This is a genomic window from Providencia sp. PROV272, assembly GCF_049901975.1.
Taxonomy (GTDB): domain Bacteria; phylum Pseudomonadota; class Gammaproteobacteria; order Enterobacterales; family Enterobacteriaceae; genus Providencia; species Providencia stuartii.
In genome coordinates this window covers 3,001,805-3,018,793 of sequence record NZ_CP096291.1, presented here as the reverse complement: position 1 = coordinate 3,018,793, position 16,989 = coordinate 3,001,805, and the positions used below count along the sequence as shown (strand labels likewise).

General features: G+C 44.0%; 16 protein-coding genes and 1 pseudogene. 12 read left to right on the top strand and 5 right to left on the bottom strand.

Going from position 1 to position 16,989, the window contains the following annotated elements; genetic code table 11:
* Positions 1-297: 297 nt before the first annotated feature.
* Positions 298-1,083, bottom strand: coding sequence for an AraC family transcriptional regulator (locus M1E93_RS13880; RefSeq protein ID WP_004917951.1), 786 nt, complete (start codon positions 1,081-1,083; stop codon positions 298-300).
* Between the two features lie 386 nt (positions 1,084-1,469).
* Between M1E93_RS13880 and M1E93_RS13875 the strand changes: the two genes are divergently transcribed.
* From M1E93_RS13875 to dmsD, 4 genes are read left to right on the top strand one after another with little or no spacing between them, the layout of a single operon-like run.
* Positions 1,470-3,890 (top strand): DMSO/selenate family reductase complex A subunit, encoded by a 2,421-nt coding sequence (locus M1E93_RS13875; RefSeq protein WP_426206995.1) that lies wholly within the window; start codon positions 1,470-1,472, stop codon positions 3,888-3,890.
* On the top strand, positions 3,887-4,528 hold the full coding sequence (locus M1E93_RS13870; RefSeq protein WP_014657804.1) for a DMSO/selenate family reductase complex B subunit: 642 nt from the start codon (positions 3,887-3,889) through the stop codon (positions 4,526-4,528). The genes M1E93_RS13875 and M1E93_RS13870 overlap by 4 nt, the downstream gene beginning before the upstream one ends.
* A complete protein-coding gene (locus M1E93_RS13865) occupies positions 4,525-5,427 on the top strand; it encodes a dimethyl sulfoxide reductase anchor subunit family protein (protein WP_104873353.1) in 903 nt (300 codons plus the stop codon). Before M1E93_RS13870 ends, M1E93_RS13865 begins: the two co-directional genes overlap by 4 nt.
* Positions 5,428-5,438: 11 nt before the next feature.
* The gene (gene dmsD / locus M1E93_RS13860; protein ID WP_004917969.1) at positions 5,439-6,011 is read left to right on the top strand and encodes a Tat proofreading chaperone DmsD; all 573 of its coding nucleotides are present in this window, start codon (positions 5,439-5,441) and stop codon (positions 6,009-6,011) included.
* Between the two features lie 92 nt (positions 6,012-6,103).
* Here dmsD and M1E93_RS13855 read toward each other — a convergent pair.
* Positions 6,104-6,277: pseudogene (locus M1E93_RS13855) on the bottom strand (IS3 family transposase); the annotation flags it as partial.
* A gap of 48 nt (positions 6,278-6,325) precedes the next feature.
* On the opposite strand from M1E93_RS13855, the gene M1E93_RS13850 reads away from it, so the two are divergent.
* From M1E93_RS13850 to asmA, 6 genes are all read left to right on the top strand, one after another.
* Positions 6,326-6,535 carry a uridine kinase gene (locus M1E93_RS13850; RefSeq protein WP_104873354.1) on the top strand — a complete coding sequence of 70 codons (210 nt, stop codon included), beginning with the start codon at positions 6,326-6,328 and terminating at the stop codon, positions 6,533-6,535.
* Between the two features lie 248 nt (positions 6,536-6,783).
* The gene (dcd, locus tag M1E93_RS13845) at positions 6,784-7,317 is read left to right on the top strand and encodes a dCTP deaminase (RefSeq protein ID WP_104873355.1); all 534 of its coding nucleotides are present in this window, start codon (positions 6,784-6,786) and stop codon (positions 7,315-7,317) included.
* Between the two features lie 327 nt (positions 7,318-7,644).
* Positions 7,645-7,800, top strand: coding sequence for a hypothetical protein (locus M1E93_RS13840; RefSeq protein ID WP_174822166.1), 156 nt, complete (start codon positions 7,645-7,647; stop codon positions 7,798-7,800).
* Positions 7,801-8,199: 399 nt separating this feature from the next.
* Positions 8,200-8,844, top strand: a complete 645-nt coding sequence (gene udk / locus M1E93_RS13835; RefSeq protein WP_004917981.1) for a uridine kinase — start codon at positions 8,200-8,202, stop codon at positions 8,842-8,844.
* 51 nt (positions 8,845-8,895) lie between these two features.
* Positions 8,896-9,477 carry a dCTP deaminase gene (gene dcd / locus M1E93_RS13830; RefSeq protein ID WP_014657808.1) on the top strand — a complete coding sequence of 194 codons (582 nt, stop codon included), beginning with the start codon at positions 8,896-8,898 and terminating at the stop codon, positions 9,475-9,477.
* A 123-nt stretch (positions 9,478-9,600) separates the two neighbouring features.
* Positions 9,601-11,448, top strand: coding sequence for an outer membrane assembly protein AsmA (gene asmA / locus M1E93_RS13825; RefSeq protein ID WP_104873356.1), 1,848 nt, complete (start codon positions 9,601-9,603; stop codon positions 11,446-11,448).
* A gap of 73 nt (positions 11,449-11,521) precedes the next feature.
* Here asmA and M1E93_RS13820 read toward each other — a convergent pair whose 3' ends face one another.
* Complete coding sequence (locus M1E93_RS13820) at positions 11,522-12,025, bottom strand: hypothetical protein (protein WP_426206994.1); 504 nt, start codon at positions 12,023-12,025, stop codon at positions 11,522-11,524.
* 80 nt (positions 12,026-12,105) lie between these two features.
* Between M1E93_RS13820 and M1E93_RS13815 the strand changes: the two genes are divergently transcribed.
* Positions 12,106-13,053: an IS30 family transposase gene (locus M1E93_RS13815; RefSeq protein WP_140035165.1), complete on the top strand. Its 948-nt coding sequence runs from the start codon at positions 12,106-12,108 to the stop codon at positions 13,051-13,053.
* Between the two features lie 253 nt (positions 13,054-13,306).
* On the opposite strand, the gene M1E93_RS13810 is transcribed toward M1E93_RS13815, so the two are convergent.
* Positions 13,307-14,881, bottom strand: coding sequence for a TerC family protein (locus M1E93_RS13810; protein WP_004917989.1), 1,575 nt, complete (start codon positions 14,879-14,881; stop codon positions 13,307-13,309).
* A gap of 244 nt (positions 14,882-15,125) precedes the next feature.
* Here M1E93_RS13810 and gndA point away from each other — a divergent pair, with 244 nt between their 5' ends.
* Positions 15,126-16,532 (top strand): NADP-dependent phosphogluconate dehydrogenase, encoded by a 1,407-nt coding sequence (gndA, locus tag M1E93_RS13805; protein WP_014657811.1) that lies wholly within the window; start codon positions 15,126-15,128, stop codon positions 16,530-16,532.
* A 136-nt stretch (positions 16,533-16,668) separates the two neighbouring features.
* Here gndA and M1E93_RS13800 read toward each other — a convergent pair whose 3' ends face one another.
* The gene (locus M1E93_RS13800; protein ID WP_426207290.1) at positions 16,669-16,938 is read right to left on the bottom strand and encodes an Imm53 family immunity protein; all 270 of its coding nucleotides are present in this window, start codon (positions 16,936-16,938) and stop codon (positions 16,669-16,671) included.
* Positions 16,939-16,989: the final 51 nt, after the last annotated feature.

Below are 16,989 nucleotides of genomic sequence, written 5' to 3'. Positions count from 1 at the left end.
GTTGATAAATAACGGTATGCCTACAGCAGGGATCTAACCGCAATCGAATTCCCCTTTCAGGCTATTTCTTCTTAATATTTAGTGTTTTTTTAGTTATCGGGGTTATACCAGCAGAGTGTTCTGCACAAGTTTCCCTGATAACACGGATATATCGCTAACATCCACCGCGCCCAATGGCACAAACCTTAAATAACCGTCTGCGGCTAAAATTGAGCGCATCCTCATTATTATTTAGTTGTAAAAAAATCGTGGGGAAAATATCGGCAAAGATTGAATTTGTATTTGTCAAAAAACAAGTTAAAAATGGTGGATATCCGAATCGTCATTTTTAAAATGAGAAGGGGATTGCCCCATCTGTTTTTTAAACATAATTGAGAATGCCCCTGCACTATTGTAACCCAACTCATAAGCCACTTCGGTAATCGATTTCCCGGACAAAATATGGGAAAGCGAGTTCAGTAGGCATGCCTGCTGACGCCATTCTGAAAACGACATGCCAGTCTGGGTACGAAAGAAACGGCTGAAGGAGCGCTCGCTTTTGTGCAGCTGTTCTGCCCACTCCCCCGGTTGCGAAGTAATAACCGGTTTGCGCATAAACTCACGGCAGAGGCGGCCGAGCTTTTCATCTCGCGGGATCGGGGCGAAAAACGGCAGTGGGGGCATACGTGCCAGTTCGCAAAGAATCAGCTGCATCAGCACCCCGTCACGCCCCTGAATATCATATTCCGCAGGGATGTCCACTGCTTCCAGCAGTAACTGACGCAGCAGCGGAGAGACACTCACCACCTCACAACTGACGGCGTGGCGCGGCTTTGCTGCTGGTTCGATATACAAACTGCGTGTGCTGACATTCAGCATCCGAGTTTCATGGGCGACCTGTTCTGGGATCCACACTCCGCAGGAAGGTGGGATCACCCATTCACCGTCTGCGGTGCTGATTTCAATCAGTCCGGTGGCCGGATATAAAAATTGTGCCCGACGGTGCGCGTGGTATTCCAGTAGGGTATCGGGCAAATAATCTGTACCGAGAGCAATGACATCCCGCGCGATATTATCCACGCTTTTTAACGGAATATTTCTCATGAAGGCCGCGCTCCCTATCTAACGGAAAGAAAAATTAGAGGGTGTTATATCAGATCCTGTTACCGTAAAACAGGTCTTTTATGGCAATAACAGAACTGAGTGCCATATCTGTATTTTTACGGCAACAAATATAAAACGTTCAGTTAACAGGAGCAGGGATCAGGCCGGAATTCAAATGCCGTTGTCTGATTTTCGCATGGCGGCAATATATTAATCCATTACTATTTTGCTGCCGCCATTCTGTTTATACAGACTTTAATTATTACCGGCTATTAAGCGATTGCCGGTGGCGTAATGTTATTTCCGGTCATTTGAAATTAAATAATATTTATTATTTCCTGATTTTTAAATGCCGCACTGTATTTCTCACTCAGGGTAAATCCATTATGAGTCATCAATCCGGTCACGATAATGAAAAATCCGGCACTCTCGGCGAAATAAGCCGACGCCGTTTCATACAGGCCAGTTCTGTATTATCTGCGGTGCCGTTTCTGGCATCCGAAAGTATTGCATCCGTTCCGTCCGATCCTACACAGATTCCTGTTCATCAAACGGATGACGGGGTTCGCATTGTACCGACATGCAGCAGTTTTGACTGCGGTGGGAAATGTGATATCCGGGCACATATCAAAGACGGAAAAGCCATCCGCATCAGTACCCGACCGGATGCGGAACTGAATGAAGATATGCCGATCATGCGGGCTTGTGTGCGCGGACGCGGTTACCGGAAATTTATTTATCACCCAGACCGCCTGAAATACCCGATGAAGCGGGTCGGTAAGCGCGGTGAAGGGCGTTTTGAGCGCATCAGCTGGCAAGAAGCAACCAGCCTGATCGCCGCAGAATGGCAACGTATCAGTGACACATACGGCCCCGCGTCACGGTTTGTCAGCCTGAGTACAGGCGTGACCGGCGGGATTTTTTCCGGTGCGAATATGCTGCGCCGTCTGTTTAATCTGACGGGCGGGTTTCTGGAAAACTACCATTCCGTCAGTAACGGTAACACCATGGCAGCCACGCCGTATACCTACGGCACCGCCGCCAGCGGCAGCACACTTGATACCCTAGAAAATACCCCACTGGTGATCCTGTGGGGGCATAACCCGAACGAAACTATTTTCGGGCACAGTAACCACTATTTCCAGAAGATGAAAAAGAACGGCACTCGGTTTATTGTGGTCGATCCGCGCTATTCCGATACCGCCTCCTCATTAGCCGATCAGTGGATCCCGATCCTACCGACGACAGATAACGCCATGATGGATGCGATGATGTATGTCATCGTCACAGAAAATCTACATGATCAGGCGTTTATTGATAAATACACGCTGGGTTTTAGCGAAGAGCAGATGCCGGAAGGTGTAGCGGATAATGAATCACTGGTGGCCTATCTAACGGGTAAAAAAGACGGCATAGCCAAAACCCCAGAATGGGCAGAGAGAATCACTAAAGTTCCGGCGGAAACTATCCGTCAGCTGGCGCGTGAATATGCCACAACCAAACCGGCGGTGCTGATGCAGGGCTGGGGACCACAGCGTCATATCTGCGGTGAACGCAGTGCGCGCGGTGCAACGCTGCTGGCAACCATCACTGGTAATGTCGGCGTGCGCGGCGGCTGGGCGGCAGGTTACGGCATGGCACTGAATCCGGAACTGCGCAAAACCATCGCCGGACCAAAGCTGTTTGATAACCCAGTAAAAGCCAAAATCAACATCACCAACTGGGTGCAGGCGTGTGAGGACAAAAATCTGGTCACGCCGGATAACGGACTGAAAAATGCAGACAAACTCGACACCGAAACCAAAATGATTTTCTCAATGGCGGGTAACTATTTGACCAACCAAAATACCGATATTCTCCATGCCGCAAAAGTGCTGGAGGATGAATCGAAAGTCGAATTTATTGTCTGTAGCGATCTCTATCTTACCCCGAGTGCGAAATATGCGGATTTGCTACTGCCGGAAACCAGTTTTTTGGAACGCTGGAATATCGGTGGCACTTGGAGTTACGGCGATTACCTGATCCTATCTGAAAAAGCAATTGAACCGGAATTTGAACGTCGTACCGATTACGACTGGCTGTGCGACGTAGCCGAAAAACTGGGGGTTCGTGATGCATTCACCGAAGGGCATGAGACAGATCGTGACTGGATAGAATTCCTCGTCAATGATGCAGCACAAAAGCGCCCAGAAGATAATATTCCGACGTTTGATGAGCTGCTGATAAAACGCCGTCATTTGTTAACTCATCGTCCACATACCCAAAATGTGGCTTTTGAAAAAAATATTCAGGATTTTGAGAACAACCCGTTCCCGACTCCGTCCGGCAAAATCGAGATTTTCTCCAAACGCCTGTATGACATGCACAATCCGGACATTCCCGCGCTATCTCATTATGTTCCAGCCATCGAAGGACCGGAAGATAGCCTTACCGCGAAATACCCGTTACAGCTGATCACTTGGAAAGGTCGCAACCGCGCGAACTCCACGCAGTTCGCTAACCCGTGGTTGCAAGAAGTGCAGCGGCAGGAGCTGTGGATTAATCCATTCGATGCGGCGGATCGCGGTATCAGTGACGGTGAAAAAGTGAAAGTACATAACGATCGCGGTATCACCATGATCCCAGTAAAAATCACACAGCGCATTATGCCCGGTGTGGTTGCATTACAAGCCGGAGCTTGGTGGCTGCCGGACAACAATGGCATTGATCAGGGCGGATGTGCCAACGTGCTCACCTCGTCACGCCGTACCGCGCTCGCCCACGGCAATGCGCACCAAACATTATTGGTTGAGGTGGAAAAAGCATGAGCAAATTCATCGTTTATCCGGCAGTCAGCAGCAAACAGTTAGGTTTTTATATTGATTCCGCCCGCTGCTCCGGTTGTAAAGCGTGTCAGGTAGCGTGCAAGGACAAAAATAATCTTGATGTCGGCCGCCGCTTCCGTCGGGTGTATGAAATGACCGGCGGCGGGTATAGCCGCAATCAAAACGGCGCACTGATTAATAACGTGTTCGCCTATACGCTTTCTATTTCCTGTAATCACTGTAAAGACCCGATCTGTGTGCGCAACTGTCCGACAACTGCAATGCATAAACGCGAAGGTGACGGCATTGTGATGGTCAATACTGATAAATGTGTTGGCTGTGGTGCCTGTGCGTGGTCGTGTCCGTACGGCGCGCCGCAGATGAATCCGGAAACAAAGCAGATGTCGAAATGCGATTTTTGTATCGATCTTCAACAAAAAGGTGAACAGCCGGTATGCGTTAGCACCTGTCCACTCGGGGCGATTCAGTTCGGCCCAATAGACGAACTGAGGGCGAAATACGGCGACCTTGATTACGTGACTGGGCTGCCAGATCCGTCAATAACTCATCCGAATCTGGTGATTAACCCGCACTGGGGCGCGAACTTTGATGATATGAACAGTGAGAGAAAAGAAAAATGAATGAGTGGTCACTTTTAATTTTCACTTACATGATGAATGCGGCGGTGGGGCTGTGCGTTGTGAGTGGGGTATTTGCCATGCATTTCAGCCATCGCCTCCCGACAGACAGCTTTAAGCGTTTTATGATGCTGACGATTTTTATTATCTGCGGTATTGCGGGTGTGGGATCTGTTGCATCAATTACTCACCTCGGCGTGCCACTCAATGCGCCGAATGCCATTAATAACGTATTCAGTGCTTGGCTTAGCCGTGAAGTAGTGGTTACCGCATCATTTGTTGGCGTATTGGGTATCAGTTTTCTCTGGTTGTGGAAGACGGGCAAATTTTCTTTTCTGTTATATGGTGGAGCGATGGCGATCGGGCTGTTCGATATCTTCTGTATGGCATCGATTTACCGTTATACCTCGATTCTGACTTGGAATGATATCAATACCTATCTGATGTTTTACGGTACGACGCTGACACTTGGTGCAGTGCTGTTTATTCTGCTGGTGGTGATAGTTGAGAAAACCGGACACAGAGTTGGGATTGCGCTGCCCGCTGATACATTGTCATTATCACAGCTGTGGCTGTTGTGGGGGATGATGGCGGTAAGCCTAGCTGGTCGTCTGCTGTATCAGCCATTTTATGAGCATTACCTGACCCTCACACAGTTGACTCATAAATCCATTACATTTCCGCTGTCACCGATTGATGCGTATGACAGTATTGCCGAGCTGCGGATTGGTGTCCTAGCGGCAGCCGCAATTGGTGTGGCACTCTGCTGTATATCTCTTGTTCGAGCGCAGAAAAAAGCACATAACGGCGTACCGGTCTGCGGCGGGTTTATCACCGGCTGTTTACTGACTATTGCGGCAGAATTTATGTTGCGTTATGTGTTCTATTATATTCATATCTGAAGGGAGATGTAATGAATAAGACAGCTCACTATGCGGCCGCGTTTAATGTACTGGGGATCTGCTATCTGTTCCCGCCGGATGATGACAGCAACCGGATGGCGATGCGTCTGTTTACCCTGCCGGGATTTGCCCAGCAGTGGCCGTGTGAGGTGGATAGTACACTCTGCATGCAACTGAGCCGCACGGCCGCAGAGGGGGCGGAGGTACTGAAATCGGCATGGCAATCTCTGTTCGTCGGGCCAGGGTCGTTACCGGCGCCACCTTGGGGCTCGGTGTATCTCGATGCGGAAGGATTGTTGCAGGGGGATTCGACTCTTGCGCTGAGCGCTTTTCTAAAACAGGAGCGGCTAAAACTAAATACCCCGTATCCGGAACCCGCAGATCACATCGGGCTGATTTTATTTCAGGCGGCGGTACTGGCATCTGAAATGCGAGAAGTAGCGGTTAATACACTGCTCAGTCAGCACCTGATGAGTTGGTTACCGCGTTATTCGCAGCGTCTGGACACGCACGGAAACAGTCCGTTTTACTCCGCACTGACCCGACTGACAGTGACCACCGTGCAATCATTTATAAAAGCATAATCTTCACAGTGATTGATTACATCCCCATAATCTGATGCGCCTCTTTCTCTGGGGCGTTTTTTTGTGGCAGCACCAAGTGCCTTTCCTTAAGGTAAATTACCTGCCCAGACTTCATTAGGGGCTAAAAGATTAAAATTTTGATTCAGCAAATTATCCGCCACGGCATCACTGTGTTTGCGTTTGGTAGCCATTTTATAAACGATACGTTGAGTAACGATGAGACCCAATTGAGCTATTAGCCTTCGAACATAAAGATTAACGAGATAGACCAATTGGAAGAGCGGTTAAAAGTCAATTATAACCACGCAAATTTCATGGATCACAGCTTGTGGCATCAATATCTCAAAGCACCCAAAAGCGGTAAATCAGTAGAAATTCTTCAATACGACTATGTCGCTTATACATACAAAGAAACCAGCATTTACTTCAAACCTAACAAAGTTGGTATCGAAGGGGTCTTGCTACTGACAGATAAACGTTTATATGAAGAGAGAGATTTTTCGATCTTGTCGGTACTTGTTTGATAAAAGGGATAAAACGGATAAACGTACTATAATAAAAAGGAATGTATTTTTGTTGTGCGATTGAATGATGCAATAGAGCCGTTTCACCTGATGTTTTTGCAGTTTATTGAACCGCCAAAACAGTATGCCGATATTACCGTGCTTCGTGATGGTAAAAACCGCGTTAAAAGCGAAAATCGGTAAATTTTGCAAGACTAAACAGCGTTAGACTGTTTTGGCATGGAAAATAATGAAAGGGGGATACAATTATGCGTCTTTGTGACCGCGATATTATTCAATTGATGGATGAAGGAAAATTAGTGATTAACCCACGTCCATCTATTGAACAGATCAATGGAGCAGCTGTGGATGTGCACCTATCAGGTATATATCGCATTTTCCATGGATATACTTCAACTGCTATTAACCTGAGTGAGTCAGATGATGCAATTAATAGCGAAATTAGCGGAGTCATGAGTGATAGAATAGTTCTCAAAGCCTATGAGCCTTTTTACCTTTATCCAGGGCAATTAGCACAGGCACTCCTTGATGAGATTATTACCATACCTGATAATCTGGTGGGGTGGATAGAAGCGCGTTCATCATTATCACGATTGGGGTTAATGGTGCATATTAATCCTCAACGACTTGACCCCGGCTGGAGTGGGTTAATTAATCTAGAGTTTTATAATGCAGGTAGGCTTCCATTGATCCTAGGCTCTAATAAGATGTTTGGCACTTTAAGTTTTGAGCCATTATCTGGTTGCGCAGACCGCCCTTATAATAGCCGACAAGATGCGTAATATTAAAATCATCAAGGAATGGTAGGTCGTCGTATCAGTGAAGATTGATAAGAAAAGTATTGCGGAATTATCTTTATGTTAATTTGAGGTAATTCCGCCTATTGTGCAGAAATTAGTATTGTGTGAGTTTTTGTGGTGCGTAGCAGATAAAAAATGAAATGATTTCTGACGGCACTGGTCATCTTGCTAGTCGTGATTGTAGTTAGACCAACAGCGTTGGCATGTCTGGTCGACCCCTAGTATGATGACAGGACTTGCTTCGAACACCGCTCTTAATGCAAGCCAACCTGTCTTGAACGCTGAAAATATGCGTCTTGACGTAGAATTATGGCCTTTGCTTTCTTATCGCTTATCTCTATCGTTTATCCATTGAACAAATTGTTTTTAAACGATGCCGTCGTTCATCATACGCCAGAAAGTGAAACTCAAATGGATGTTAACCCACTGATTGCGCCAATGGGTAACAAACACCAAACTCTATAGAGAAGAGTCAATGGTATTGAAAAAGTTGAAGTATCAAATAGTTTAGCGCTCAGGAAAACTCAGAATGATGAGTATAATATTACGTAACATCAACCTTCCCTTAAAAACGATGAGCGAAAAATAACGGATAATAACTATCTTAGAGGGAGAAGGGCGTAAAACGTTTTAATTGTGCCTGTTGTAGGTTGATAAATAACGGCATGCCGATAACAGGGATCTAACCGCAATCGAATTCCCCTTTTATGGATATTTCTTCTTATTATTTAGTGTTTTTTTAGCGAGTTTGCTTTGTGAAGCTGGAACCTCACGCCATTAACTCCTATAATTCCGGCAACCATAACTTCATCAATATGAAGTCATGCATTTCATTTCAGATTTATTTAACCAGGTTATCATTTTATGACTGACATAGCGCATCACTGTACCATTGTTGGTATATCAGGAGCTTCTGCATCCGGAAAAAGCCTTATCGCGAGTACGTTATATCGAGAGTTACGGGAAAAGGTTGGTGATCATAATATCGGTGTTATACCAGAAGACTGCTACTATAAAGATCAAAGAGATATACCAATGGAAGAGCGGTTAAAAGTCAATTATGACCACCCAAATTCCATGGATCACAGCTTGCTGTATCAACACCTCAAAGCGCTCAAAAGCGGTAAATCAGTAGAAATTCCTCAATACGACTATGTCGCTCACACACGCAAAGAAACCAGCATTCACTTCAAACCTAAAAAAGTTATTATTATCGAAGGGATCTTGCTACTAACAGATAAACGTTTACGTGAAGAGATGGATTTTTCGATCTTTGTCGATACTCCGCTTGATATTTGCTTGATGCGACGGATAAAACGTGATGTAAATGAGAGAGGCAGAACGCTGGATTCTGTGATTGAACAATATAATAGAACCGTTCGTCCGATGTTTTTACAGTTTATTGAACCGTCAAAACAGTATGCCGATATTATTGTGCCTCGTGGCGGTAAAAACCGCGTTGCCATTGATATCTTAAAAGCGAAAATCGGCGAATTTTGCCAAGACTAAACAGCATTAGACAGTCTGGCGATGGAAAATAATGAAAGGGGGGATACCATCATGCGTCTTTGTGACCGCGATATTATTCAATGGATGGATGAGGGAAAATTAGTCATTAGCCCACGTCCACCTATTGAACGGATCAATGGAGCAACGGCGGATGTGCGCCTAGGAAACCAATTCCGCGTTTTCCGTGGGCATACCGCAGCCTTTATTGACCTAAGTGGCCCGAAAGATGAAGTTAATGCGGCGCTTGACCGTGTCATGAGTGATGAAATAATTCTCAAAGACAATGAGCCTTTTTTCCTCCATCCAGGGGAATTAGCACTTGCAGTCACTCTAGAGTCTGTTACCCTGCCTGATAACCTAGTGGGGTGGTTAGATGGGCGTTCATCGTTAGCACGATTGGGGTTAATGGTGCATGTTACTGCTCATCGAATCGACCCCGGTTGGTGTGGGCAAATTGTGTTAGAGTTTTATAATTCAGGTAAACTCCCATTGGCCCTGCGCCCTGGTATGGTGATTGGCGCTTTAAGTTTTGAGCCATTATCTGGCAGCGCAGATCGTCCTTATAATAGCCGACAAGATGCAAAATATAAAAATCAGCAAGGGGCGGTCGGTAGTCGTATCAGTGAAGATTGATAACGAGAAGTATTGCGGAATTATCTTTATGTTTAATTTGAGGTAATTCCGCATATTGTGCAGGGATAGGTGTAGTGTGAGCCTTTTGTGTGGCGTAGCAGACATAACTTGAGTGAGGGAAGAATGAAACGATTTCTGACGACACTGGTCATCTTGCTAGTCGTGATTGTAGTTGGGCTAACAGCGTTGGTCATGTTAGTGAATCCAAACGACTTTAGACAGTATCTTGTGGAGCAAGTCGAGAAAAAGAGCGGCTATCAGCTCGATTTTAAAGGCGATATGCGTTGGCATGTTTGGCCGACCCTTAGCATTATTACAGGACCTGTTTCGGTCACCGCACCTAATGCAAGCCAACCTGTCTTGAGCGCTGAAAATATGCGCCTTGACGTAGAATTGTGGTCTTTGCTTTCTCATCGTTTATCTGTTGAACAAATTGTTTTAGACGGTGCAGTCATTCGTCATACACCAGAAAGCGAAGCTCAAACTGATGCTAACTCACCGATTGCGCCAGCAGGTAACAAGCAGACACCAAGCTCTACGGAGAAGAGCCAATGGCTATTGGATATTGAAAAAGTTGAAGTATCAAATAGTTTAGTGATCTGGAAAACTCAGAATGATGAGTACAACTTACGCAATATCAACCTTTCCTTAAAGAAAAATGATGAGCGAAAAATTACGGCTAAATTCAGCGGTAATTTAAATAAAAACCAGCAGGAGCTGCGCTTTGATGCGCGAGCAGAGCTTGATCTCTCCCAGCTTTCACATCAAATTAGTGGGCAATTAACTCAATTTGATTACACCTTTACAGGTGTTGATTTGCCTGAAGGTGGCATAACGGGTCAATTCACCAGTGATTTTGCTTACATTAAAGAGAATGTTGCGACAGCCAGTTTAAATAATATTGTCATTAAGGCGAATGAAAGTGAATTAACCGGTAAAATCGCAGCACAATTAGGCAATATCCCTGATGTTCGTGTTCAGTTATCTTCTCATCGCTTAAATTTAGATAAATTACTGGGTACACCGCATACAAATGCAGGCTCCCATAATGCGAATGAATCCGATAATCCTGCTCGAGTGGGGGTTAAACCTGTTATTTCTGGGAAAGAAACCCAAAAATATGATTTATCGAATTTAAAATCCTTTACTGCCAATATTGATCTCAATATCGATAATTTGATTTATCGTGGAATGGAGGTAAGCGCAGTAAAACTTGCAGCACAAAATCAAGCGCCTCAATTAGTCATTTCTCAGTTAGAAGGGAAGGCGTTTGGGGGACTATTCTCACTGCCTGTGACCATTAATTATGCTGCGATCCCCGCGCAAGTCATGGCGAAGCCTAATATCCAAAATATTAATTTAACGCCGTTATTAAAGGCATTTAATATGCCCGAAAAATTGAGCGGTATTGTGACTATCAATGCGGATTTATCGGGGCCTGGTTATGATGATTATGCCGTGAAACATTTATGGCAAGGTCCTGTGAGTTTCAGTTTACAAAATGCACGTTTAGCGGGCTTAAATATTCCGTTATTGATCCAACAATCTATTTCACGGGTGACCAATAAAATTAATGCGCCGGTCAATACGGGAAATTATACGGAAGTTGAATTGTTCACCGTTAATGGTCGTTTAAATAAAGGAACCGTCAATATTGCTTCAATGAATGCAACGTCTCCACTCATCTCGATTACCGGACAAGGTTGGGCAAATGTACCAGCCGAAACCCTAGATGTGAACTTGGGCGTACAAATCACTAAAGGTTGGGGTGGTGATTCTCGCTTTATCCAGCAGTTACAAGCGATGACTATTCCACTGCGTATTTATGGTGGATGGAGCAATCTGCAATATCAATTGAATGTCGAAAAATTGCTACGTAACGAATTAAAGACACAAGCAAAAGAGGCATTAGGTAACTTTTTGAAGAAGGAAGAACAAAAAGGGCTAAGTGATTTGTTGAACGCATTATAGTTTATAAATCAGAAGAACTCCGGCTATAAGCGGGAGCTCTTCTTTATCTATTATTGACTATCAATAAGTTACATTAATATTCATACTTTGATCTGCTAGCTTCTTGGGTTATTCTTTCATTAATTTTTTCTTGGCTATCTAATCCAATAGTATTGTTTTGTCGGCGTTCAAATTGGAATTTACTTTCCGCCAGATGAATTTTACCTTCAGTGCTTTTTACTAAATTATTCAGCTTGGTTATTGTTTCTTTCTTACTTGTATGATGTTTGTAAGAAGAACTATCTAATTTAGTTTGGTAAGATTTAATCTCATTTTTTAATGAAGACAATGTTGTTGAAATATCTTTCATATTGACACCATTTCGACTAAAAACATCGCCGCTTTGAGCGGTTTTTAGCTGGCTCACAATTTTTTTAATACTATTTTTAATTTTCGTATTAAGTTGTTTAACATCTTTTACATGTACAGTTTTCTCTGCTGTGACAATTTTAGGTTGTTGGTTTGATGTATTACTAACATTTGATGCAGAGCTGGCAATAGAAGAATTATTCGCCGCGAATTCAGATAATAAGTGCAACGCTCGGTCATGTTAGATGGAAGGACGGTTAGCTACTGATAAGCTATCCTGCTCTTCCGACCAAAGATGAGCGAGTAAGTATGAAGTATCAGCAACTAACCGAAGGACAACGATACCAGATATCGATACTGCGTGAGGATAATTTATCCTGCCATGAGATAGGTATCCGTATCGGTGTAAGCAAGTCCACGGTCTCCCGTGAACTGAGGCGTAACACTTCAGATACTGGTTATAACCCACAACAGGCACACCAGAAGTGCTGTGATAGGCGGCTGTCATCTGCCAAAAGGACAATTCCTCAGCAGACCATAGATTTCGTGATATTTGCTCTGGAGTGGAAGTGGAGTCCTGAGCAAATAAGTGCAATTGGCAGCATTATTGGTCTTAGCGTCAGCCATGAATGGATTTACCAGTATATCTATGCGGATAAGCGTAGCGGTGGCGAGTTGTACAGGCATCTTAGGCAGGGCAAACGGCGATATCGTAAGGGCTACGGGCAGAAACGAGGGCGCATCCCTGATGCGGTATCCATTGAGCTACGGCCGTCAGTCGTCGATGACCGTAGCCGTCTGGGGGACTGGGAGGCCGATTTGGTGCAGGGTAAACAGGGCACTGGTGCTATCGTGACACTGGCAGAACGCAAAAGCCGTATTTACCTGACAAAAAAGGTGTTTTCAAAGGATGCGGTGGAAGTCAGTAAGGCCATTATCTCACTGCTGAGTGAGTATCAGGATGTATGTCACACAATAACGTTCGATAACGGTCTAGAGTTTAGTGAGCACAAGGCGATAGCAGAAGCACTGAACGCAGATACGTACTTTGCCCATCCGTATGCCTCGCATGAGCGTGGGCTGAACGAGAATACGAATGGGTTGTTAAGACAGTTTATCCCGAAAGGAACAGACCTGCGGACAGTGACAGAAGAAGACTTACAACGCTATCAGGGAGCGTTGAACAGCAGGCCACGCAAGTGTCTGGGGTTCAGACAACCTTCGGTGGTGTTTGCGGAGCTAAGAAAGGCGGCTTAGCGTTGCACTTCGGACTTGAATCCGCCCGCTTTAATTGGGGGCGATTGAACATTATGGATGCTTTGACTAGATACTTTCATCTCTAACCTCGAATAACATTATTAAGTTGCCTAAATTATTGAACAACTCAATAATTAATTCTTTTAAAAAACGCTACCATTTTTGTGTTTTAAGACATCGGATAAAGCAACTTTAAATATTTATGTAAAAAAATACCGGCTCACTGGCCGGTATGGTTCTAAATGAAGCTTAATTACTCTTCTTCATCTTCTTCAGGCTGTTTAGGTGGAATAATCAGCACCTTGCTAATACGGTGGTTCTTGACCTCAAGCGGTTGGAAAATACAACCGTTCACCTCAATTTGTTCACCTTCTTCAGGAACACGTTGAAGATGTTCCATCAATAGGCCTGCAATGGTTTCGTATTCACGTTTTTCATCCAATTCCATTGGAACAAATAAGATTAGGTCTTCTAATGGCATAAAACCATTGGCAATCCAGTGACCATCCTCCAACTTTTGGATGTCATGACGCGAATCATTTTCTTCTTCCCCATCTGGTAAGTTACCAGCAATGGTTTCCATTACATCGGTTAAGGTGACGACTCCCTCAACAGTACCAAACTCATCGACAACAAAGGCAAAGTGTGTTTGAGCTTTACGGAACTGCTCTAGCGCTTTTAGCAGCGAAAGGCCTTCAGGGAAGATTAGAGGTTGAGTAATAAGAGCACGTAAATCAAGAGGTTGACCACTGAGCTGCTGTTTAACTAAATCAAGCACATGGATAACACCAACAGGCTCATCACTGATATTCTCATCAATCACCACAAAGCGTGAATGCGGATTTTTTTCCAGCAATTGTAGTAATTCACTGGCTGATTTATTGATATCTAAATATTCCACATCATGGCGTGATGTCATGATACTTTCGACATTACGTTCCGCCATTCCCAAAACTCGGGCAATCATTTGACGCTCTTGTGGATCAAAAACAGATTGGTTATCCGCTATCAAGTCCGATGTATGAGCATCCAATTCCGCACGTTCATGGTTACCGCTTAGAATACGTAGCACCGCTTCTGCTGTGCGCTCACGTAATGGGCGACTACCTTTTAGGAATTTGCGACGGTTAAATTGTGCGAACTGATTTAAGACTTCAATCATGATAGAGAAACCAATCGCAGCATATAGATAGCCTTTCGGTATCGAGTAACCGAAGCCTTCAGCAACCAAGCTAAAGCCTATCATCAACAAGAAACTGAGACACAGGATAACGATGGTAGGGTGGTTGTTAACAAAACCAGTTAGTGGCTTACTTGCCCATATCATCAACATCATGGCAATCGTCACAGCAGCAACCATAACACCAATATGGTCAACCATCCCAACGGCGGTAATTACCGAATCGAGTGAGAAAACTGCATCAAGGACGATGATTTGTGCCACAACAGCCCAGAAATTCGATGTTTTCCGCTGGGTATGCGCGTGTTCATCCCCACCTTCTAGCCGTTCATTAAGCTCCATTGTTGCCTTAAATAGCAAAAAGAGACCGCCGACTAACATGATCAGATCTCTGGCACTAAATGGATGATCGAATAGTGTAATTAAAGGCTTGGTGAGCGTGATTAGCCAAGACAAGCTAAATAGCAGAATGACTCGCATCACTAGTGCTAGCATCAGACCCGTTACACGAGCCCTATCACGCAATTTTTGCGGAAGCTTATCTGCCAAAATGGCAATAAAGACGAGGTTATCAATACCAAGAACGATTTCTAGAACGATAAGGGTGGCAAGCCCCGCCCAAATCGAAGGATCTGCGATCCATTCCATACAGTTTGTTTTACCTTCTGATATGACGGCATATGCCGACTGGTGAATAATGCGGTTTGTTTACTCAAATTTCAATAAAAATTCACGTTAATGAGACGATAATCTACAAATAATATTCCGTTTGCGTCATCGATTGCATCAATAACTACCCACCAGAACAAACCTGAGTTAACATGTGATCCTGTTAACAGAATTGCCAGCAAGTAAAATGCTGGCTTAGGTCCTAATCAGACAGGAGTTTTTCATGTCAAAGCAACAGATTGGCGTTGTCGGTATGGCTGTCATGGGGCGCAACCTTGCGCTGAATATTGAAAGCCGTGGTTATTCCGTCTCTATTTTCAACCGTTCTAAAGATAAAACGGATGAAGTTATTGCTGAAAATCCAGGGAAAAAATTAGTTCCCAGCTACACTATTGAAGAGTTTGTCGACTCTCTGGAAAAACCACGCCGTATCCTGCTAATGGTGAAAGCAGGTGAAGCGACAGATAAAACGATTGCTGCATTGACTCCGCATTTGGACAAAGGCGATATCCTGATTGATGGTGGCAATACGCTATATAAAGACACAATCCGTCGTAATCGCGAGCTATCAGAGCAAGGCTTTAACTTTATCGGTACAGGGGTTTCTGGTGGTGAAGAGGGGGCACTAAAAGGCCCATCGATCATGCCGGGTGGACAAAAAGAGGCTTATGAACTGGTTGCACCAATTCTAAAAGAAATCGCCGCTAAAGCAGAAGGTGAGCCTTGCGTGACTTATATTGGCCCAGATGGTGCTGGTCATTATGTTAAAATGGTTCACAATGGTATTGAATATGGTGATATGCAGCTTATCGCTGAGGCCTATTCATTATTAAAAGGTGCTTTAAACCTAAGCAATGAAGCGCTTGCAGAGATTTTTGCAGATTGGAACCAAGGTGAACTAAGTAGCTATCTGATTGAAATCACCGCTGATATCTTTAAGAAAAAAGATGAAGATGGCAAATATCTTGTTGATGTCATTTTGGATGAAGCGGCAAACAAGGGCACAGGTAAGTGGACTAGCCAAAGCTCTTTAGATTTAGGTATTCCAGTAACACTTATCACTGAATCGGTATTCGCACGTTATATCTCTTTCCTAAAAGATCAACGTGTTGCTGCTTCTAAAGTGTTAACTGGTCCGGCATTAAAAGCGGTTGAAGGTGATAAAAAACAGTTTATCGAAAAAGTACGCCGTGCGTTATACCTAGGTAAAATCGTCTCTTATGCTCAAGGCTTCCAGCAATTAAAAGCGGCTTCTGACGAATATAACTGGGATCTTAACTACGGTGAAATCGCGAAGATTTTCCGTGCTGGTTGTATTATTCGTGCTCAGTTCTTGCAAAAGATTACAGATGCCTACAATGAAAACGCACAGATTGCGAACTTGTTATTAGCGCCATACTTTAAGCAAATCGCAGATGAATATCAGCAAGCGTTACGTGATGTGGTTTGTTATGGTGTACAAAACGGTATTCCAACACCCACATTCTCAGCCGCAATTTCTTATTATGATAGCTATCGTTCAGCGGTATTGCCTGCTAACTTAATTCAGGCACAGCGCGATTATTTCGGTGCTCATACTTATAAACGTACTGATAAAGAAGGCGTATTTCATACCGAATGGATGGAGTAATTCATTAAAACAATGAGTTACATAAGTGAAGGGTGCTGGTGATCCAGCCCCTTTTTTTATGCATACAACTCCCCCTATTAGGCAGGGGAAGTCATGAATATTAAAAACATTATGCTAGGCTGAAGGAGATATACTGTTATGACCCATTAAGCCATTTAATAGCGTAATCTAAGATGATATTTAAATTTTGTGGGCTTCCATAGCCTTTAAATTCTTTATCAGTTGTAATGATATTTAACCAATCATCATTGCTATTATTAACAATAAGGTTTGATTTATTTTTTCCACTCTCACCATTAATATGAACTCGCCAGCCTGGATTGTCTAACGTACTGATGTCTAATCCATATTCATGCTCCCAAATTCCATCGCATTGAGATTTATACCAATTTTGTAATTGAGTAATTAGAACCTATCCCAAAAGGAATTGTCAGATAATACATAATGATAATTTATG